This window comes from Streptomyces massasporeus (genome assembly GCF_014648995.1).
Taxonomy (GTDB): Bacteria; Actinomycetota; Actinomycetes; order Streptomycetales; family Streptomycetaceae; genus Streptomyces; species Streptomyces massasporeus.
This window is the reverse complement of sequence record NZ_BMSE01000014.1, coordinates 20,722-39,481: the sequence shown is the minus strand read 5'-3', so window position 1 is coordinate 39,481 and position 18,760 is coordinate 20,722. Positions and strand designations below refer to the sequence as shown.

The 18,760-nt window shown below is 73.5% G+C and carries 19 protein-coding genes; 7 read left to right on the top strand and 12 right to left on the bottom strand.

Annotated elements, in window-relative coordinates; all coding sequences use genetic code 11:
- Window positions 1-63 precede the first annotated feature (63 nt).
- The gene (locus IE153_RS27035; RefSeq protein WP_189592412.1) at window positions 64-1,320 is read right to left on the bottom strand and encodes a serine hydrolase domain-containing protein; all 1,257 of its coding nucleotides are present in this window, start codon (window positions 1,318-1,320) and stop codon (window positions 64-66) included.
- 798 nt (window positions 1,321-2,118) lie between these two features.
- Between IE153_RS27035 and IE153_RS27030 the strand changes: the two genes are divergently transcribed.
- Window positions 2,119-2,481, top strand: coding sequence for a DUF1304 domain-containing protein (locus IE153_RS27030; RefSeq protein WP_189592411.1), 363 nt, complete (start codon window positions 2,119-2,121; stop codon window positions 2,479-2,481).
- 1 nt (window position 2,482) lies between these two features.
- Here IE153_RS27030 and IE153_RS27025 read toward each other — a convergent pair whose 3' ends face one another.
- Window positions 2,483-2,896, bottom strand: coding sequence for a DUF5994 family protein (locus IE153_RS27025; protein WP_189592410.1), 414 nt, complete (start codon window positions 2,894-2,896; stop codon window positions 2,483-2,485).
- A 206-nt stretch (window positions 2,897-3,102) separates the two neighbouring features.
- Window positions 3,103-3,993: a hypothetical protein gene (locus IE153_RS27020; RefSeq protein WP_189592409.1), complete on the bottom strand. Its 891-nt coding sequence runs from the start codon at window positions 3,991-3,993 to the stop codon at window positions 3,103-3,105.
- A gap of 127 nt (window positions 3,994-4,120) precedes the next feature.
- Between IE153_RS27020 and IE153_RS27015 the strand changes: the two genes are divergently transcribed.
- Window positions 4,121-4,495 carry a DUF6479 family protein gene (locus IE153_RS27015; protein WP_189592408.1) on the top strand — a complete coding sequence of 125 codons (375 nt, stop codon included), beginning with the start codon at window positions 4,121-4,123 and terminating at the stop codon, window positions 4,493-4,495.
- 52 nt (window positions 4,496-4,547) lie between these two features.
- On the top strand, window positions 4,548-5,036 hold the full coding sequence (locus IE153_RS27010) for a hypothetical protein (protein WP_189592407.1): 489 nt from the start codon (window positions 4,548-4,550) through the stop codon (window positions 5,034-5,036).
- Here IE153_RS27010 and IE153_RS27005 read toward each other — a convergent pair.
- Both IE153_RS27005 and IE153_RS27000 read right to left on the bottom strand, forming a co-directional pair.
- A complete protein-coding gene (locus IE153_RS27005) occupies window positions 5,030-5,761 on the bottom strand; it encodes an Ig-like domain-containing protein (RefSeq protein ID WP_189592406.1) in 732 nt (243 codons plus the stop codon). The genes IE153_RS27010 and IE153_RS27005 overlap by 7 nt on opposite strands.
- A 360-nt stretch (window positions 5,762-6,121) precedes the next feature.
- Window positions 6,122-7,804, bottom strand: coding sequence for a glycoside hydrolase family 13 protein (locus IE153_RS27000; RefSeq protein ID WP_189592405.1), 1,683 nt, complete (start codon window positions 7,802-7,804; stop codon window positions 6,122-6,124).
- Between the two features lie 295 nt (window positions 7,805-8,099).
- On the opposite strand from IE153_RS27000, the gene IE153_RS26995 reads away from it, so the two are divergent.
- Complete coding sequence (locus IE153_RS26995) at window positions 8,100-9,035, top strand: LAETG motif-containing sortase-dependent surface protein (protein ID WP_189592404.1); 936 nt, start codon at window positions 8,100-8,102, stop codon at window positions 9,033-9,035.
- A 214-nt stretch (window positions 9,036-9,249) separates the two neighbouring features.
- Here the strand turns inward: IE153_RS26995 and IE153_RS26990 are convergent, their stop codons facing one another.
- The 3 genes from IE153_RS26990 to IE153_RS26980 form a co-directional block, all read right to left on the bottom strand.
- Window positions 9,250-9,747, bottom strand: coding sequence for a DUF2975 domain-containing protein (locus IE153_RS26990; protein WP_189592403.1), 498 nt, complete (start codon window positions 9,745-9,747; stop codon window positions 9,250-9,252).
- Between the two features lie 39 nt (window positions 9,748-9,786).
- Window positions 9,787-10,761, bottom strand: coding sequence for a nucleoside hydrolase (locus tag IE153_RS26985; protein ID WP_189592402.1), 975 nt, complete (start codon window positions 10,759-10,761; stop codon window positions 9,787-9,789).
- Window positions 10,762-10,852: 91 nt separating this feature from the next.
- Window positions 10,853-11,395: a YceI family protein gene (locus IE153_RS26980; RefSeq protein ID WP_189592401.1), complete on the bottom strand. Its 543-nt coding sequence runs from the start codon at window positions 11,393-11,395 to the stop codon at window positions 10,853-10,855.
- Between the two features lie 151 nt (window positions 11,396-11,546).
- Here IE153_RS26980 and sigJ point away from each other — a divergent pair, with 151 nt between their 5' ends.
- Together sigJ and IE153_RS26970 are read left to right on the top strand one after the other, a co-directional pair.
- Window positions 11,547-12,476, top strand: coding sequence for an RNA polymerase sigma factor SigJ (gene sigJ, locus IE153_RS26975; RefSeq protein WP_189592400.1), 930 nt, complete (start codon window positions 11,547-11,549; stop codon window positions 12,474-12,476).
- A 91-nt stretch (window positions 12,477-12,567) separates the two neighbouring features.
- On the top strand, window positions 12,568-13,113 hold the full coding sequence (locus IE153_RS26970) for a pyridoxamine 5'-phosphate oxidase family protein (protein WP_189592399.1): 546 nt from the start codon (window positions 12,568-12,570) through the stop codon (window positions 13,111-13,113).
- A gap of 29 nt (window positions 13,114-13,142) precedes the next feature.
- Here the strand turns inward: IE153_RS26970 and thrS are convergent, their stop codons facing one another.
- Window positions 13,143-14,735 (bottom strand): threonine--tRNA ligase, encoded by a 1,593-nt coding sequence (thrS, locus tag IE153_RS26965; RefSeq protein WP_308432210.1) that lies wholly within the window; start codon window positions 14,733-14,735, stop codon window positions 13,143-13,145.
- A gap of 23 nt (window positions 14,736-14,758) precedes the next feature.
- Here thrS and IE153_RS26960 point away from each other — a divergent pair, with 23 nt between their 5' ends.
- Window positions 14,759-15,553, top strand: a complete 795-nt coding sequence (locus tag IE153_RS26960) for a hypothetical protein (RefSeq protein WP_189592397.1) — start codon at window positions 14,759-14,761, stop codon at window positions 15,551-15,553.
- A 390-nt stretch (window positions 15,554-15,943) separates the two neighbouring features.
- Here the strand turns inward: IE153_RS26960 and IE153_RS26955 are convergent, their stop codons facing one another.
- The 3 genes from IE153_RS26955 to IE153_RS26945 all read right to left on the bottom strand — a co-directional run bounded on the left by IE153_RS26955 (window position 15,944) and on the right by IE153_RS26945 (window position 18,739).
- A complete protein-coding gene (locus IE153_RS26955) occupies window positions 15,944-16,744 on the bottom strand; it encodes a GAF and ANTAR domain-containing protein (RefSeq protein WP_435811804.1) in 801 nt (266 codons plus the stop codon).
- Between the two features lie 211 nt (window positions 16,745-16,955).
- A complete protein-coding gene (locus tag IE153_RS26950; RefSeq protein ID WP_189592395.1) occupies window positions 16,956-17,753 on the bottom strand; it encodes a TIGR03943 family putative permease subunit in 798 nt (265 codons plus the stop codon).
- Entirely contained in the window at window positions 17,750-18,739 is a 990-nt protein-coding gene (locus IE153_RS26945; RefSeq protein WP_229829186.1) for a permease, read from the bottom strand. Before IE153_RS26945 ends, IE153_RS26950 begins: the two co-directional genes overlap by 4 nt.
- Between the last annotated feature and the right edge of the window lie 21 nt (window positions 18,740-18,760).

Here is an 18,760-nt window from a genome sequence, read left to right as displayed (position 1 = left end):
CCCCAACTCGTCACAAGCTCCCCCCCAGGGAGCCATGAAGTGCTCGATCAGAATCGAACATGACTAGTGCGACAGCTGATCAAACCTGAGGCTCTTGGTCAACCGAGAATGGTTGATTCCGGACGCGGGGGCGTCCTTGCAGAGCGCGCGCACGACATGCGCGGCGATGGCGTCGTCGATCGGGTGCTGCTTCGGGCGGCCGTTCTCGTCGAGTTCCTGGTACTTCATCAGGTTCTGCGCGAGAGCCACCTGGCGCTTGCCGTCACGGCTGGACAGCGCGATCGTGCCGGCTCCGAACACCGCCCCGTCGTGGCCCCAGAAGCGGCCGCAGCCGGGCAGTTCGAGGGAGTAGATGCCGAGGCCGTAGTCCATGCCGGAGACGGGGACCGTGCGCGTCATCTCGTCGAGGGACGCCTTGCCGACCAGCTTCCCGCCGAGCAGGGCGCGGTAGAAGCGGTTCAGGTCGTCGGTGGTCGAGACGACCGAACCCGCGGTGGACGCCCACGACATGTCGTAGACGCTGAAGTCGCGGGGCGGGTCGAGGAGGCCGAACCAGGACTCGTACATCCGCGGGTGCGGGCCCTTGATGTACGGGGTGCGCGGCAGGTACGTGTGGCGCAGCCCGGCTCGGTCGATGACGTGACGGGCGAGGTAGGCGCCGGCCTTCTGGCCGGTGACCTTCTCCAGCAGCAGCCCGGCGATGACGTAGTTGGTGTTGGAGTACGAGCCGGGCACCGTGCCGGGACGTCCGGTGGCGGGGGCGGCGAGGCCCATCCGGACGAGTTCCGCGGGGCGTACGGAGCGGAAGCGTTCCTCTTCGAGGCTGTCCGTCGAGCCCTTGGCGAGGGAGGGGAAGGCGCTCAGGACGTAGTCGCCGATGCCGCTGGTGTGGTTCAGGAGCATGCGGACCGTGATCTCCCGGCCTCGCTCCCCGGGTATCAGGTCCGGGAGGTAGTCGCCGACGGGCGCGTCGAGCCGGATCCGGTCGCGTTCCACCTGCTGCATGATGCCGACGGCGGTGAAGGTCTTGCTGATGCTGCCCACCCGCTGCCGCATGTCCGGCGTGACGGGCCGTCCGGTTGCCACGTCGGCCACCCCCGAGGCGCCGGTCCACCCTGCGCGGCCGTCCCGTACGGACGAGAAGACGCCGTACATGCCCGCCTCGTGGACGGCGTCCAGCGATGCGCGCAGGGCGGGTCTGTCCAGGGTGGCGGTGTCCCGGACGGCGGCGGTGCCGGCGTGCGCAGGAGCCGTCAGCACGGCGGTGGTCGTCAGCAAGGTGGTGCCCAGAACGGTTCCGAGGAGCCGGGCGATGCGCAACTGCTTGTCCCTTCCGTGGTGTTCGAGTGCGTCGCTTTTCGACCGCGCGTGTTCGAACAGGTCGGGAACATCGTCATGGGCAGCGAATGGTCCTTACATCCTTCCGAGGGATGATCGAAAACCGGCCGCAGACCGCAAAGCAGTTGCGGCGGAAGGGAGTTGGGGCCGGCAGCAGGGCGGGGCGTGGGGGCACGTCCGTCGGGGGGCGAGGAGGTGTGGGCTACGGGGGTGACGCGACGTCCAGGGCGCACGGACACGACGTCAGGCACGCGGGCGTGGCCTCCGGGCCCCCGGGGGTGCTATCCCGCAACGTGGGCCGACCTCCGGGCCCCCTGGGTGCGACCCCGCAACGCAGGCGTGGCCTCCGGACCCCTGGGTGCGACCCCGCAACGCAGGCGTGGCCTCCGGACCCCCGGGGGGTGCTATCCCGCAACGCAGGCGTGGCCTCCGAACCCTCTGGGTGCGACCCCGCAACGCAGGCGTGGCCTCCGGGCCCCCGGGGGTGCTATCCCGCAACGCGGGCCGGCCTCCGGGCACGCGGATCGACGCCGTCCTCCGCCCGTCACCCCCGGCCGGCAGCGGCAGGGGTGCGAGAGCCAGGGCGCTCCACGCCCCGCCCCGTCACCTGACACCGCGCCGCAAGCGGGAAGGCCGGTCCCGGCTCCCGAGCGGCACACGCGGGGACGCGACGGCCGGGGCCGGCCTTCCTCTGGGCGCAATCTGCCAGTCCGGGACCCGCGGCGCCTCCCGGGAGGGCCCGAACGAGGACGGGCCGGGCGGTGCTGTGATGATGAGCGCATGTCGACGCTCGCCACGCTCGCGGTGCTGGCCCTCGCCGCGCTCCACGCCTACATCCTGGTGCTGGAGATGTTCCTGTGGACCACGCCGCGGGCCCGGGCCGCCTTCGGCACCAGTGCCGAGTTCGCCGCCGAGACGAAGGCCCTGGCGGCCAACCAGGGCCTCTACAACGGCTTCCTCGCCGCCGGACTGGTGTGGGGCGCGGTCGCGTCCGACCCGGTGGGCTTCCAGGTCTCGGTGTTCTTCCTGGTGTGCGTCGCGATCGCGGGGATCTACGGCGCCGCGACCGCCAGCCGGAAGATCATCTTCGTCCAGACCGTCCCGGCGCTGGCCGCCCTGGCCCTGGTCCTGCTCGCGCGCTGAGTCAGACGCCCTGCTCGACGGCCCGTTCCATGAGCCGGCCGGCCTCCGCCTCCTCGGTGGCGGGCGGCACCACCAGCAGGTCCCAGCGGCCACGGCCGGAGGCGAGCAGGCAGACGGTGTGCGGGGCGGTCGGCGAGTCCGTGCGGCCCACGTGCACCGCGTTGCCCGCGACGACCATCCGCTCGGGGCAGTCCGGCCAAGTGTCGCCGTTGACCAGGACGCTGCTGATCGGACCCCAGGCATCCGGCAGCCCGCCGAGCAGCCCGGGCAGTTCGGCGGCCAGGTCGTACGAGCGGGGCCACCATGCCCCGTCGATCCGTCGGGCCGTGCTGCCCCGGCGGGGCTGGTCCGCGATCCGCAGCCGGACCCCGCTCGGCGCGGGGACGGACGGCGGGGGCGAAGAGGCGGAGGTCATCGAGGGGCTCCTGCTGCGTGGGGGTGCGTGGCCACGAGGTGGCGAAGCCGCGAGCCCGGTGGGGGAGGTCCCGGGAGCGTCCCGGGATGGCGTGGAGCGCCGGGGCGAGACCGGTTCGGCCACCGGTTGCGACATACCCTCGGTTCCTCCACCGTACCCCGCGGGGCGGTACGGGGGCCGGGGCCGCCCGCACCGCCCGCGGCCCGTCAGAGGCCGTAGCGGCTCTTCAGATGGCGCCAGAAGTCGCGCAGCATCCACGTGTCGAACTCGGTGATCTGCGTGGCGCTGCCCGCCTTCATCAGGAAGCAGCACTGACCGGTCGGCGACCAGTCGTAGAAGTCGTCGAGGCCGAAGGTGTGGCCGACCTCGTGCAGGTAGATGTGGATGTTCTCCTGGCCGAGGGCGCCGGTGAAGTACTCCTGGCCCATCCGCTGGCCCCAGTCGCCGCCCGCGCCGCCCTGGAAGCCCTTGGTCAGCCACAGCGACTGGTCGTAGTGGCGGGCGGCGCCACCCGGGCACTTGGAGTAGTTGCCGTCCTGGTGGAAGAAGCGACCGCAGTCCGGGGCGCACTGCGGGGCGCCGCCGCTGTCCAGGACGCCGCTGTAGATGTCGACGGAGTTGTCGGTCCACTGGAGGGTGGAGCGGTTCTTCACGGCCCAGCCGACGATGTCGACCGGGACCGTGGTGTACGGCCAGGCGTTGTGGCCCTTGCCGTTCACCACCATCGCGGACATCCACTTGCCGAACTGCTTCTTCAGCGCCGCGTGGATCCGGTCGCGCAGGGCGGCGCTGACCGGGGCGTCGGACTCCCAGCGCACGCAGTAGTTGACGGTGCCCCGGTTGGCCATGACCTGGTCCCAGCCGTAGTTCCGGAAGCCGTACAGGTCCGGGTAGGTCGACGAGACGTGGTTCCACACCTCGTTCAGGGGCTGGGCGAGGTGCGCGGGCGGGTTCCACTCGTCGGCGGCCCGGGCCGTACCGGACGCCGTGCCGGACGCGGCCGTACCGGACGTCACGCCGGACGCCATGCCGGGCGTGGCGAACGCGGCCGCCAGGACGGCGAGCACGGTGAGCAGCCGCGCGAGGTGTCTGCGCATGGTGATCTCCACGTGTGGGGGACGGGGTGTCACCGTGAGGTCGTCACCGGCGCGGCCCGGGTTGCCGGGCACATACCGAAGGGGCATTCCGGGCGCTTTATCGCATTCCGTCGGCGATACTTGGGGCATGAATACGGCAACGTATGCAGAACTGGCGGCGTCGTCAGATCACGCGGTCGCCGTGACCATCGCCTTCGTCGGCGGGCTGATCGTGGCCTGTGCGCTGATCTGGGCCGTGCGGGTCGGGATGCGGGTCATGGACACGGACACCCATCACCCCGCCCCGGAAGAACAGCCGCACGTCCCGGACGGCGGGCCGGTCCGCGAGGAGCGGGAGATGCGGGAGCCCGACGACGTGCCGGTCGTGACACGCGACGGGCAGCGGATCATGCCCCATGAGCTCCATCGCGCGAGCACCAGGACCGGAAAGGACCAGAAGCCGCGCCGCTGGTCACCGGGATCCAGTGGATCCTTCGGCGGCGGCGGACTCGGCCGCACATGAGGCAGTGAGGCGGCCGTAGGGCCGTAGGGCCGTAGAGGACCAGGGAGGCGACATGGCTGCCCGCCACCGGACCCGCTGGGCGACGGGAGGGGCGGCCCTGGCGCTCGCCCTGCCCGCCGTGCTCACCGGCTGCAGCGGCGACGACACTCCCGCGGACACCGCCAGCAAGGCGGAGTCCGCGGTGGGATCGATCGCGTCCGGGGCCTCGGAGGCGATCGAGTCGGCCACGGCGGAGGCCGGGCGTCGCCTCGACGACATCCAGGACGGCATCGACGTCAAGGGCGATGTGCGGATCGGCACGCCCGTCGCCGGCTCCGACGGCCGGGTCCGGGCCGAGGTCACCGTCCGCAACTCCGACGACTCGACCCGCTCCTTCGCCGTCCAGGTCGACTTCAAGAGCTCCGGGGGCGACCTGGTCGACACCGTCATCGTCACGGTCGACCACGTACAGGCCGGCGAGTCCGCCACGGCCACCGCCCGCAGCACCCACGACCTCTCCGGCGACGTCCGCACGGACGTGGCCCGCGCCGTGCGCTACTGACGACCCGCGCCGGCCTCCGCCACCACGATGTCGATCTGCTCGCTCATCGCACTCACCCCGTTCAGGGCGGCGACCGCCTGAAGCCGGTTGGCACCCGCAGGAAGGGCGGTGCCGGGGGCGCAGCTCCAGGTGCCGTCGGGGGCGGCGGTGGTCGCGCAGGCCTCCTGGTCGTCCTTGTCCCGGACGGTGACCTGGGCTCCCGGGTGGGCGGTGCCGGAGACCTCCGGCCGGGCGGCCAGCGGTACACCGGACAGCGGGCGGGTCAGGGTCGGCGAGGCCAGGCCCACGGTCACCGAACACCGGCCGACGGCCCGCGGCACGCCCCGGGCGTCGGTGAGGCGCAGCGAGCAGTCCCGCAGCCGGGTGCCCGGGACGGCGTTCCCGGGCACGGCCAGCACGAAGGGGAGCACGCCGTCCCGCCCGGACACCCCGCCGGTGACGGTGTACGCGGCGCTGCGCCCGTCGGCGGCGACCGAGCCGCGGTAGCCGGACGCGTCGAGCGGTGCGCCGGTCACCCGCGTGCCCCGGGGTGCGGTCAGCGTCAGCGTCACGCCCTCGGCGCCCTCCGGGACACCAGCGACCTCGACGATGCCCTCCCGGCCGGGTGCGATCGTCGCCGCTCCCCACAGCCCACCGCCCCGGGCCACCGCGGACGCCCCGGGCACCATGAGCACACCCACCACGACGCCCCCCACCACGGCTGCTGTCCTGCTGTACCTGTTCATCGCGGGCGGGGCTCCTTGTCCGTGTCCGGCCGTCGAAGACACTCCGCCGACGATTCTCACGGGCCTGCCCCCGGGTGGCACGCCCCGCTGATCCACGCGAGTGGCTCACGCCCCAAAGGGGCGCGGGGAACTGCGCGACCAGCCACCACGGCGCCGCAACCGAAGACGATCCGCCACAGCACCGCGCCACGCCAGTGGCTCACGCCCCAAAGGGGCGCGGCGAACAGCGCGACCAGCCACCACGGCGCCGCAACCGAAGACGATCCGCCACAGCACCGCGCCACGCGAGCGGCTCACGCCCCGAAGGGGCGCGGGGAACTGCGCGACCGGCCCCCACGGCGCCGCAGCCGAAGGACGACCTCACCGGCCCAGCCACACCGTCGTGTCCGGCCCGACCTTCCCGTCCTCCAGCGGCGCACTGGTCAGCAGCACCTCCCCGGCCGGCAGCTCGACCGCCCTGCCGGAGAGGTTCGTGACGCAGCGCCACCCCTCGGAGCGGTCGAACCGGAGCACGCCGTCCGGGGCGTCGTCCGCCCAGGTCAGCTCCTCGCCGTCGAGGAGCTTGCGGCGCAGCCGCAGGGCCGTGCGGTACAGCTCCAGCGTCGAGCCCTCGACGCCGTCCTGCGCCTCGACGGCGTAGGCGGCGAAGGCGGGCGGCTGCGGCAGCCAGGCACCGCCGGGCCCGAAGCCGTACGACGGTCCGGTCGTCGTCCACGGCAGCGGCACCCGGCAGCCGTCGCGGCCCTTGCGGACGTGGCCCGTCTGCTCCCAGATCGGGTCCTGGAGGACCTCGGTGGGCAGGTCGGCGACCTCGGGCAGGCCGAGTTCCTCGCCCTGGTAGACGTACGCCGAGCCGGGCAGCGCCAGCATCAGCAGGGTGGCCGCCCGGGCCCGGCGCAGCCCGGCCGCCTCGTCGACGGCCGGGGCGTGGCCGCCGGAGAGCAGCCAGGCGTTGGGGTCGGTGCCGGGCGGCAGCGTGAGGCGGGAGGCGTGCCGTACGACGTCGTGGTTGGACAGCACCCAGGTGGCCGAGGCGCCCACCGCCCGGGCGGTGGCGAGCGAGTCGGTGATGACCTGCCGCAGTTCCTCCGCGTCCCAGCCGGTCTGCAGATACTCGAAGTTGAAGGCCTGGCCCAGTTCGTCCGGGCGGGCGTACAGCGCACGCCGGGCGCCGGGCACCCACGCCTCGGCGACGGCCATGCGGGGCGGGCGGTAGGCGTCGAGGATCTTGCGCCAGTCGCGGTAGATCTCGTGCACGTCGTCGCGGTCGTAGAAGGGGTGGGTGCCGGGCGGCATCGCGGCGAGTGCCTCCTCGCCGCTCAGCTCGGGGGCGCCGAGGTCGCGCAGGGGTTCGCTCAGGTCCTTGGCGAGGGCGTGGGCGACGTCGACGCGGAAGCCGTCGACCCCGCGGTCGGACCAGAAGCGCAGGGTGGTGCGGTGGTCGGCGCGGACCTCCTGGTTCTCCCAGTTGAGGTCGGGCTGCTCGGGGGCGAACAGATGGAGGTACCACTGGCCGTCGGGCACCCGCTTCCACGCGCTGCCGCCGAAGACGGACTGCCAGTCGGTGGGCGGGAGTTCGCCGTGTCCGCCGCGCCCGTCGCGGAAGACGTAGCGGTCGCGGGCCGCCGAGCCGGGTCCGGCGTCCAGGGCCTCCTGGAACCAGACGTGCCGGTGCGAGGAGTGGTTGGGCACGATGTCGACGATGACCTTCAGGCCGAGGCGGTGGGCCTCGGCGACCAGGGCGTCGAAGTCGTCGAGGGTGCCCAGGCGCGGGTCGACGCCCCGGGGGTCGGCGACGTCGTAGCCGCCGTCGGCGAGTTCGGACGGGTAGAAGGGGCTCAGCCACAGGGCGTCGACGCCCAGGGCGGCGAGGTGGGTGAGACGGCGGGTGATGCCGCGCAGGTCACCGAGGCCGTCGCCGTCGGCGTCGGCGAAGCTGCGGGGGTAGATCTGGTAGACGACGGCCTGGCGCCACCAGTCGGGGTCACGGGACGACAGGTCGAGGGTCGAGCGATCGGTCACGCGGTCTCCTTCGCAGGGCATACGGGCGACAGCATTGAATCTGTCCAGAATGCCGGAAAAAGGAACCATCGCGCCGATCGGAGCAGTCCATTCCTGCTGTGACGAAAGTGTGATGGCGGCGCAACTTCCTTTGCATTACCGCAGGTTGACAGCGTGCTGCGGCGCCGCCACGATGGGGGCCACTGAGGCGCATGTGACCAATGAGCCCAGTGTTTCTCAGACCACTCACCCCCCGGTACGGCCCCGGCAGCCGCGCGCCGCGCGCTGCCCGCATGCCGCCACCCGGGTTCGGCACACGCCAAGAAATGGGATACGCATGTCCATAGCGAGACGTGTCACCGCGCGACGCCTGCTGGGGACGGGCGCCGCGGCCCTCGCCCTCTGCGCCGCCTCCGCCACGACCGCGTTCGCGCACGGTACGCCCGGCGGGGACGGCTGGTCGTCCGGCGGCAGCTACAAGCCCGGCACGGGCGCAGGCACGGAGACCGGGACCGATCGCTGCCAGTTCTCCCTCGACGGCACCACCTTCACCGACTCGGTCAAGGTCGACGACCAGAACCTGAAGCCGACCGACGACGGCAAGGTCCACATCAAGGTCCGCACCGCCGGCGACGCGGCCACCTGCACGGCCTCCCTCGCCTCCTACCTCGCCCACGGCGCGACGTTCGCGACCTCCGGCGAGCAGGTGTTCGTCGACTTCGACACGGTGACGGTCAAGCCGGGCGGCACCGAGTCGCTCGACATCGCCATCCCGGACAAGGGCTGCTTCGGGCAGATCGACCTCTACCGGGGCGCGGTGAAGTTCGACGGCGAGCTCGACGCGAAGGACGGCTTCGAGCACGGGGGCCTGCCCAAGGGCCCGGACCGCCCGGTCATCAAGGACAAGCTGATCGCGGCCTGGAACGGCGGCACCAAGAACTGCACGACCCCGCCGCCCGCGGAGACGTCGCCGCCCGCCTCCACGCCGCCCGCGAGCCCGTCCGAGCCGGCCGAGGAGACCACGCCCCCGGCGTCCCCGTCCGAGCCGGCCGAGCCCTCGACGCCGCCGTCCTCCGACACGGACACGCCCACCCCGAGCGCCTCGGAGTCGACGCCCGTCGCGCCCAAGCCGAACGGCGGTGGCGGCGACCTCGCCGAGACCGGCGCCGACAGCAGCACCGGCCCGATCGCGCTCGGCGCGGCGGCCCTGCTGGCGGGCGGCGCGGCCCTCGTCGTCGCGACCCGTCGCCGCGCGGCCAAGCGCAGCGCGTAAGGGCGCCCGAACCCTGTAGGGACACGAGCAGGGACGCCCGAACCCGAAGGGCGCCCGGTGCGCTGTCGTCCGGCGGCGACAGCACACCGGGCGCTCTCCTGCGCTCACGGTCAAACCACCCGTCAGACCACCGGTCAGACCACTCGTCAGGCCACCGGCAGACCACCGGCAGACCACCGGCAGACCACCGGCAGACCACCGGTCAGACCAATGATCAGACGACTGCGGCCATCTCGTTCTGCAGGCTCGTCGCCTTGCGCAGCAGGCTCCGCATGACGACCATCAGCATCGCGAACGCCGCCCCGACGGCGACCGCCGCCGTCGCCGCGGCCAGCGCGCTCTCGACGTCCATGCCGTCGCCGGGGGAGGGAATCTCCGCCACGGCCAGATGCCCGGCGGCCCCGAGCGCCAGCGCGGTCGCCATCGCCGACGCCCCGATGACGACGTCGACCCACCGGAACGCCCGCGGCGTGAAGATCGCATCGCGCTGCACCATCGTCAGCAGCATCCACACGGCGACGAGCGCGATCTGGACGCACACGACCCCGGCGATCGCCACGGCCGCGTACGGCGCGGCGAAGGGCTCGTAGGGCGGGAAGCGGTCGACCTCGTCGGCCGCCGTCGTCGGTATGACCACGATCTGCCCGAAGAGCCCGACCAGGACGGTGAAGGCGATACCGGCCCGGAGCGCGGCGATGAGAAAGCCATTCATTTATCGATTCTCGATCGATAGCGATCGAGAGTCAATAGATCACATCTCGACCGTCGCCAGGTACAGCTTCACGTAACGCTCCACGTCCACGTCCAACCCCACATCGACCAGCGGCTGTTCGCGCGTGCCCTCGTGGAGTTCCGCCTCGCCGGGCCGGAGGCGGCGGTCCACGATCGTCATGCCGCGCGTCGGACCGGGCGCGAGGGAGACGTCGACCGGGAGGCGGTGGGTCGTCAGGCCCTCCGGGTCGACGACCGCGCACACCGCGCCCGCGTCGCCGAGGCCGCCGGCCGTCTCGGAGGGGTCGTCGGGACGGCTGTCGGGATGGGCCGGACGGTGCGCGAGCAGCTCCCCGGCCAGCCGCGCCCCCGGTTCACCGCTCGCCCGCAGCCTCCGCACATCCGCCGCGGGGACCACGACCCGGGTGAACACGTCCAGCCCGTACATCGTGATCGGCACCCCGGCGGTGAGCAGGATCGCGGCCGCCTCCGGGTCGTGCCAGACGTTGAACTCCGCGACGGGCGTGGCGTTCCCGACGGCCGCCGCGCCGCCCATGAAGACGATCCGCTCGATGTTGCCGACCACCTCCGGATGCGTGCGCAGGAGCAGCGCGATGTTGGTGAGGGGAGCCGTGGGGATGAGGGTGACCGGGCGCGGGGAGGCGAGGATCTCGCGCCGCAGCAGCGTCACCGCGTCGACGTCGGCGGGCCCGCGGGACGGCTCCGGCAGGCCCAGGTCGCCCATGCCGTCGTGCCCGTGCACGTGCCGCGCCGAACGGGGAGCCTCGATCAGCGGCCGCTCGGCGCCCCGGGCGACGGGGATGGGGGGAGCACCCGCCTGCTCCAGCACGGTCAGGGTGTTGCGGACGACGCCGTCGACGTCCGTGTTCCCGGCCACGCAGGTGATCGCCCGCACGTCGAGCGCCGGGTGCCGTACGGCGAACAGCAGGGCGAGGGCGTCGTCGACACCGGTGTCGCAGTCGATGATCACCGGGATGGGCTGACCGTCCGTCACGGCGGGGACTCCTTCCAGTGGCTGCGCGGAAAGGCTCCGCACCAGCGACCCTACGGCCTGGGCCCCGGCCCGTTCCGGGCTCCGGCCCGCGTCAGGACCGGCGTACCGCCATGACGTCGAACTCCAGCGTCACCTTCCGGCCGACCATGCCGCGGGCCCCGCTGACACCCCAGTCGTGGCGGTCGATGACCGTCCGGCCCGTAAAGGCGGCCAGGTGGCCTCCGCCCTGCGGATCGCGGCCGGATCCGGTCAGTTCGAGGTCGACGGTGACCTGCCTGGTCACGCCCCGCACGGTCAGATCGCCGGTGACCCCGAAGCGGGTACCGCCGGTCTGCTCCACGCGGGTCGAGGCGAAGGTGAGGGCCGGATGGGACTCGGCGTCCAGGAAGTCGCCGCTGCGCAGATGGTCGTCGCGCTTGGTGTTGCGGGTCTGGACGCTCGCCGCCCGGATCGTGAGCCGGACGGCGGACTGCGACGGGCTGCCCCCGTCCAGGCGGGCGCTGCCCTCGAACGCGTCGAACCGTCCGCGCACCCTGCCGACCAGCGCGGCACGGGCCGTGAAGCCGATGCGCGTGCGGGCGGTGTCGAGGACATAGTCACCGGTCAGTTCGCCGAGTGCGGTCGCGGTGGTCATGATCGCTCCTGAAGGGAAAGGGGTCCTGATATCGGTCTCGGCAGTACGACGACACAGCCCCGCGGAATGTGAGGTGGCCCGCCGGCCTCACATTCCGGTGCGCTGTCTCGTCGGACGGGAAAGGGCACCTGCGACCGAGGGACGACACACCATGAGCACCCCGTCCGAACCGTCCGAACCGTCCGACGACCTGGACGCGATCACGCGTGAGCGGCGGCAGCTGATCAATCTCGCGTACCGGCTGCTCGGCTCCCTGGCCGAGGCCGAGGACGTCGTGCAGGAGACCTACGTCCGCTGGTACGCCCTGTCGCAGCGGCAGCGGGACGCCATCGCCTCCCCCGGCGGCTGGCTGACGACCGTCGCCGGCCGGATCTGCCTCGACCTGCTCGGCTCGGCCCGGGCCCGGCGCGAGCGGTACGTGGGCGAATGGATCCCGGAGCCGCTGCCCGGCCGCACGGAGTGGGTCGGCGGGGGCACCGCGGCCGGGCCGGCCGACCCCGCGGACCGGGTCACCCTCGACGAGTCGGTCACCATGGCCTTCCTCGTCGTGCTGGAGTCGATGACCCCGGCCGAACGGGTCGCGTTCGTTCTGCACGACGTCTTCCGCTACTCGTTCGCCGAGGTGGCCGAGATCGTCGGCCGCACCCCGGCCGCCTGCCGCCAGCTGGCCTCCTCGGCCCGTCGCCGCGTCCGCGCGCAGCGGCCTCCCGCCGCGCCCGAGGCCCGGCGCGCGGAGGTGGTCAGGGCCTTCCGGCGGGCGTGGGAGGACCAGGACATCGACGGTCTCATCGGCGTGCTGGCCCCCGACGCGACCGCGACCGGCGACGGCGGCGGGCTCGTGTCGGCCGCGCTCCACCCGGTCGAGGGCGCCGAGCGGGTCGCCCGCTTCTTCGCCGACCGGGCCCGCGCGGTACCCGGCATCTCGCTCGAGGAGTGCGCGGTCAACGGCCAGCCCGGCCTGGTGGCCCGCAAGGACGGCGTCACCGTGTCGGTGCTGGCGTTCGACATCGCGGGCGACCGGATCCAGCACGTCTGGGCCGTGCTCAACCCCGACAAGCTCCGCCCCTGGACGGCACGCTGACCGGCGCCCCCGGCCACACGAACGGACGCGGCGATGATTCCGGCCCCGCCGGACGGTCGTTACGGGCAGGAGACGACGAAGGAGTTCCGCCATGCCCGCACAGCAACCGACGACCGAGCTCGACGCCCGCTACAGCTCCGCGCTCAACCCCCGCCCGGGTGCCTCGGAGGTCACCGCCACCGCCTGGGCCGAGGCGCAGGGGCGGCTGGAGGCCGCCGAGATCTTCTGGGTGTCCACCGTGCGGCCGGACGGCCGGCTGCACGTCACGCCCTGCATCGCCGCCTGGCACGACGGGGTGCTGTACTTCTCCACCGGCCGCACCGAGCAGAAGGCGAAGAACCTGGCGCACGACGCCCACTGCGCGCTGACCACCGGCGCGAACTCCCTCACCGACGGGCTCGACCTCGTCGTCGAGGGCACGGCCGAGCCGGTCGCCGACCGGGCGCGCCTGGAGGAGGTGATCACGGCGTACGAGACGAAGTACGGCCCGCACATCACCTCCCCCGAGGGCACCTTCCACGGCATCGGGGACTCGTTCCGCAGCGGCGACGCGGTGGTGTTCGCGGTGACCCCGGACACGGCGTACGGCTTCGGCCGGGACAACGGGGTGTACAGCCACACGCGTTGGACGTTCTGAGACCGGCCGCGCCCCGGGGCGGACCCGTCCTACGACGGGTCCCACAGCCCGGGGCCGCGGGCCGCCACCCGGTCGCCGACGCGGCGCAGCAGCTCGTCCCCGGGCAGGGTGTCCGGCCGGCTGCCGTCCCGCAGACGGGGAGCCACGAGGCCGGCGGCGGCCTCCCGCCCGCCGATCACCGCCTGGTACGGCACCAGCCGCGCCGAACGGATCCGGGCGGCGAGGGTGCCCTGCTCGGGGCCGGCCACCTCGGCACGCAGCCCGCGCTCCCGGGCCCGTCCGGCCAGGGCGTGGGCGGCCTCGGACTGCTCCTCCCCCACCGGCAGGACCATCAGCTGCACCGGCGCCAGCCACGGCGGGAACGCGCCGCCGTGCTCCTCGAGGAGGTGGGCGACCGCGCGCTCCACGCTGCCGATGATGCTGCGATGCACCATGACCGGGCGGTGCTTCGCGCCGTCGGGGCCGATGTAGTGCAGGTCGAAGCGCTCGGGCTGGTGGAAGTCGATCTGCACGGTGGAGAGGGTGGCCTCCCGGCCGGCCGGATCGGTGATCTGCACGTCGATCTTGGGGCCGTAGAAGGCCGCCTCGCCCTCGGCCGCCTCGTACGGGATGCCGGAGCCGTCCAGGACCTCCCGGAGCAGGGCGGTGGCGCGCCGCCACAGCTCCGGGTCGGCCACGTACTTGCCGCCCTCGCCGGGCAGGGACAGCCGGTAGCGGGCCGCGCGGATGCCCAGGTCCGCGTAGGCACGGCCGATCAGCTCCAGCGCTGCCCTGGCCTCCTCGACGGCCTGCTCCAGGGTGCAGAAGATGTGCGCGTCGTTGAGGGTGATGGACCGCACCCGGGTCAGGCCGCCGAGGACACCGGACAGCTCCGAGCGGTACATGCCACCCAACTCGGCCATTCTCAGGGGTAGTTCTCGGTAACTGTGGGAGCGGGAGCGGTAGATCAGGGCGTGGTGGGGGCAGAGACTCGGGCGCAGCAGGACCTGCTCGGCACCCACGTCCATCGGCGGGAACATGTCGTCGCCGTAGTGCTCCCAGTGGCCGGAGGTCTCGTACAGCTCGCGTTTGCCGAGGGCGGGCGAGTACACGTGCCGGTAGCCGGCCCGCCGTTCCGCGTCGCGGATGTACTCCTCCAGGGTGTGCCGCACGACCGCGCCGTCGGGCAGCCAGTACGGCAGACCGGCGCCCATCAGCGGATCGGTGTCGAACAGGTCCAGTTCACGGCCGAGTCGGCGGTGGTCGTGCATGGTGGCTCCTCGTGTCTGGGAGGCGAGCACCACGCGACGAAGCCCCGGGGCACTCGCCCCGGGGCTTCGGACATCTGGGTCAGCTGTCAGCGCGCCGGGACTGTCTCCGGCGTCGTCGTGGAGGACGGGAACGGCTGGACTCGCTGCATGGGCATGATCGTAACAGGGGGCCGGGCGGCGGACGACGGGTTTTCGGACAGAGGGCGGTGGGCGTTCTGGTCCTGGGGGGGCGGTGAACGTCCTGGTCCGGGGGGACGTCCTGGTCCGGTCACCCGGACGGCCCGTATCGCTGGTGGGCGGGCGGTCGCGGTGGTGCCGTAAGAGCACCCGCCCGATCTTGGAGAGCCCGCCCCCGCACGAAGGCGCCTCCATGAGCCCCCGCAGGAGGCACCCCGATGACCCGTCCCCCGGCCACCCGTGCCCTCCTGGCCTCCGCGCTGTCCGCGCTGTCCGCGACCGCCCTGCTCGCCACGGCCGGCTGCTCCGTCGACGACGAGCCGCGGCCCCGGTGGTTCTCCGCCTCCGCGTCCGCCACCGGCGCGTCACCCGCCGTCGAGCAGCCCGCCGGTTCCGGGGCCGCCCTCACCGAGGCGCAGGCCCGGGCGGCCCTGGTCACCGAGGCCGACCTCGGGGAGCCGTGGGCGCCGACCCGGGGCGCGCGGACCTGGCGGGACGGACTGCTCAAGGCCACCACGGAGGACCGGGACTGCCAGCGGCTGCTGGACGCCCTCTACACGGAGGAGCCGTTCGGCACGCCGGAGGGCCCGCAGGCGACGTCCGCGCTCGACGACGGCGACACCGACGCCCAGTTGCACTACCGGGTCACCGCCCACCCCCCGGCCGACGTGGACCGCACGCTGGACTGGATGAAGTCGCTGCCCGGCAGGTGCGGCCAGTTCACGGCGGCGACCACCCGCGGCGGCATCCAGGGCGTGGAGGTCGGCGACCTGCCGCTGCCGCCGGTGGGAGACGCCCGGCAGGCCCTGCGGGTCACGCTGGCCGGCGAGACGGAGGAGGGGGAGCTGACGTACCTCACGGTCGACCTCGCCGCCGTCCGCGTCGGCGAGGAGACGATCACCCTCACCAACGCGGGCCTCGACGAGGTGTACGCGGAGGTCACTCAACAGGCCGTGCAGCTCGGGGCGCAGCGGCTGGCCGAGATCAGGAAGCAGGGGCGGGCGCAGATCTGACGGCTCGGTCCCGGGCGGCGCGGTTCCGGGCGGCGGTTCCGGGCGGCGGTTCCGGGCGGCGGTTCCGGGCGGCGGTTCCGGGCGGCGGTTCCGGGCGGCGGCCCCAAACGCCGGGTGCCGGGTGCGGGTCCTCGACCGCCAGCCCCAGGTGCCGGCCAAAGGCGCCGGTCGGTCGGAGGGCAGCGGGCAGCGGGCAGCGGGCAGCGGGCAGCGGGCAGCGGGCAGCGGGCAGGCTGCCGGCGTTTTGGCCGCCCCGCGCCCACTTCCCGCCGGCTGGGCCTCGGTCCGCCGGCAGTCACGAGCGCGGTGGTGCCCGGAGTTGCGGCGCTCACCGAGCGGGTCGGCCTCGTCCACCGCGTCGGCGCCGATCAGCGGGCCAGCGGCCAGCGGTCAGCGGTCGAAGCGCGTGCGGTGGGCGATCACGTCTCGGGCCACCTCCAGGGCCGTACGCCCGCGCGCGAAGGCGTCCGCCCGCAGCCGCGCCAGCGCGTCGTCCGCGGCCACGCCGAGCTGCGCCATGATCATGCCGACGGCCTGGTAGACCTCGTCGTGGTCGGAGGCCAGGCCGCTCAGCCAGTCGTCCTCCCCGTCCCGCGTCTCCGGCTCGTCGCCGTGCGGGAGTGCCATCAGGGCCACGGTCATCACGCCGGCCACGATCCGGGCCACGTGGAGCTGGCGATCGGTGAGAGCGCCGGGACGGTCGCGGTACAGGTCGAGCGTGCCGACGCACGCCGCGCCGCTGCCCAACGGAACCGCGTACACGGCCCGCACCCCGGCCTCCGTCGCCTGCTGGGCGAAGACCGGCCAGCGTCCCGCGTCGCGGCCGGTGGTCAGGTCGCAGGCGAGCACGGGCGCGCCGTCCTCCACGGCGCTCTGGCAGGGGCCGTCGCCCAGTGTCGCCTGGATCTGCGACAGGTGCGCGGCCTGCGGGCTGCTCGCGCTCAGCTGCACGGGCATGCCCTGGCTGCGCAGCGACACGCTCGCGCCGATCACCGGCAGCAGTTCCACCGCCACCTCGCACAGCCGCCCCGGAACCTCTCCGGGCTCGGCGCCCCGCACGCCTCTGGCGATCACGTCGGCGGCCCGGGCTCCGTCCGGGTCCGGGCCACCACCCCTGGTGCGGCCGTGGCCCCGGGCGCCGTCGCCGTCGTCGCCTTCGGAGGCGCCTCGGGGATCGTCCCTGGGCCGCACGACCACCGCCTCCTTCGTTCACCGCGGCCGACCTCAGCAAGCCACCGCAGCACGCGACCACGGCACACGACCGCACCCGGGCCCGGTGCCCGCCCGGCACCGGGCCCGGCACCCGCCCGGATCAATCCGAGCCCTCCCGGAACCGTGCCCCGACTACCCGTTGCGAGTGGGGCAAAACACCGGGCGGGGCGTCACCGTGCGGAACCGGGCCTCAGCGCTTCTCGTACGGGTTGTCCGGCTGCCGCACCCGCCGCAGGGACGTCACGTCGACGACCGGTGGCCAGGCTTCGGTCGAGCCCAGCTCGCCCTCGGGGTGCCACGTGCCGGTGACCGTCACCCAGGTGTCGACCGGCGGCGCCTCCACACCGCGCACCTCTGCCTTGGCGGTCGTGGCATCGGCGGCGCAGCAGGAGACGAGGAGGCGGGTGACGTACCAGGTGCCATCGCCGTCACGGGTGACGAAGCCGGTGAGCCGGACCGTACGGCCCTTCAGGGAACGGCCGCTGTCGTAGACCGCCCGGGAGCCGAACTCCCCGAGAGTGAGGTCGACCGGGTTCCCGGACGGCAGGTCCGGGAAGGTGCCGACGCCCTGCGCGGCACGCTGGGCCGCCTCGCGCTCCGCGCTGTAGGAGCCGAGGGCGGGCGGCGGGAAGAGGAGGAGGGCGAGGGCGGGGAGGGTGAGAAACCATGCGACGCGGGGTCCGGCGGGGCCGTGGCTGTGGGTGTCGCTGTGGCTGTGCCCTGCGTGATCTCCAGCGCCCTCGTGACCGTCACCGCCGCCGTCACCGTCACCGCCTTCGTGGCCCTCGGCCTCGTGAACAGCCGCCCCGCGTGCCACCCCCGCCACCGCCACCGCCACCGCCAACAGCACCAGCGCCGCCCCCGACACCACCAGGTACGGCCGTAGCCCCGCCTGTACGTACCGGAGGTACAGCTCGCTGAAGAGCGACACCCGCAGGATCGCCGCGCCGACGAGCGCGAGCAGGACGGCCGGTCCGTAGCGCCTCACAGCAGCCACCACCCGACCAGGACGCTGCTCGTCACGGCCACCACCCACGTCGCCGCCGAGAACCGCACCGCGAAGTCCCTGCCGAACGTGCCCGTCTGGAGCGCGATGAGCTTCAGGTCGACCATCGGCCCGATCACCATGAAGGCCAGCCGCGCGGTCGGGGAGAAGCCGCTCAGCGATGCGGCCACGAACGCGTCGGCCTCGCTGCACACGCACAGCACGACCGCCAGCACCGCGAGCAGCAGCACCGACAGCCAGGCCGACCCGGTGAACACCTCCAGCAGCGAGCGCGGCACGACGATGTCGAACGTCGCGGCGGCGGCCGCCCCGAGCACCAGGAAACCGCCCGCGTGCAGGAAGTCGTGCTGGAGCCCGGAGACGAAGGCGCGCGGGCCGCCGCCCGGGGCCTGCCCGCCGCCGCGCTTCGGCAGCCGCAGCCACTCCTCCCGCCCGAACCGCGCCCACAGCCAGCCCATCACCACGGCCGTGGCGAGCGAGGCGACCAGGCGGCCGAGGACCATCTCCGGCTGCCCGGGGAAGGCGATCGAGGTCGCCACGAGCACGACGGGGTTGATCGCGGGCGCCGACAGCAGGAAGGCCAGCGCGGCCGCCGGTGCGACGCCCCGCCGCATCAGGCTTCCCGCCACCGGCACGGACGCGCACTCGCAGCCGGGCAGCACGACCCCGGCAGCCCCCGCGACCGGTACGGCGAGCGCCGTGCGGCGGGGCAGCACCCGCTGGAAGACCCGCTCGGGCACGAACGCCCCGATCGCCGCCGACACGAGCGTGCCCAGCAGCAGGAACGGCACACCCTGGACGGTGATCGCGGTGAACACCGTCCACCAGGCCGCGACGGGCGGGGTGTAGAGGTCGAGCGCCAGCATGGGCCCGAGCACCGACGCCACCGTCGCGATGGCGAGCAGCGCGGCACCGCCGAGGACGGCGTGGACCAGGGCCCGCAGGCCCAGCCGTATGCCGTCGGCCACCGTCCGTTGGTTCTCCACGCG

Excerpts from the sequence above, each read along its gene's own strand:
- IE153_RS26995 (WP_189592404.1), top strand. The coding sequence starts at position 8,100 with ATGTCCATAGCGAGACGTGTCACCGCGCGACGCCTGCTGGGGACGGGC.
- IE153_RS27020 (WP_189592409.1), bottom strand. The coding sequence starts at position 3,993 with ATGCGCAGACACCTCGCGCGGCTGCTCACCGTGCTCGCCGTCCTGGCG.
- IE153_RS26970 (WP_189592399.1), top strand. The coding sequence starts at position 12,568 with ATGCCCGCACAGCAACCGACGACCGAGCTCGACGCCCGCTACAGCTCC.
- IE153_RS26980 (WP_189592401.1), bottom strand. The coding sequence starts at position 11,395 with ATGACCACCGCGACCGCACTCGGCGAACTGACCGGTGACTATGTCCTC.
- IE153_RS27025 (WP_189592410.1), bottom strand. The coding sequence starts at position 2,896 with ATGACCTCCGCCTCTTCGCCCCCGCCGTCCGTCCCCGCGCCGAGCGGG.
- IE153_RS26990 (WP_189592403.1), bottom strand. The coding sequence starts at position 9,747 with ATGAATGGCTTTCTCATCGCCGCGCTCCGGGCCGGTATCGCCTTCACC.
- thrS (WP_308432210.1), bottom strand. The coding sequence starts at position 14,735 with ATGGAGGCGCCTTCGTGCGGGGGCGGGCTCTCCAAGATCGGGCGGGTG.
- IE153_RS27005 (WP_189592406.1), bottom strand. The coding sequence starts at position 5,761 with ATGAACAGGTACAGCAGGACAGCAGCCGTGGTGGGGGGCGTCGTGGTG.
- IE153_RS27000 (WP_189592405.1), bottom strand. The coding sequence starts at position 7,804 with ATGCCCTGCGAAGGAGACCGCGTGACCGATCGCTCGACCCTCGACCTG.
- sigJ (WP_189592400.1), top strand. The coding sequence starts at position 11,547 with ATGAGCACCCCGTCCGAACCGTCCGAACCGTCCGACGACCTGGACGCG.
- IE153_RS26960 (WP_189592397.1), top strand. The coding sequence starts at position 14,759 with ATGACCCGTCCCCCGGCCACCCGTGCCCTCCTGGCCTCCGCGCTGTCC.
- IE153_RS27015 (WP_189592408.1), top strand. The coding sequence starts at position 4,121 with ATGAATACGGCAACGTATGCAGAACTGGCGGCGTCGTCAGATCACGCG.
- IE153_RS27030 (WP_189592411.1), top strand. The coding sequence starts at position 2,119 with ATGTCGACGCTCGCCACGCTCGCGGTGCTGGCCCTCGCCGCGCTCCAC.
- IE153_RS27010 (WP_189592407.1), top strand. The coding sequence starts at position 4,548 with ATGGCTGCCCGCCACCGGACCCGCTGGGCGACGGGAGGGGCGGCCCTG.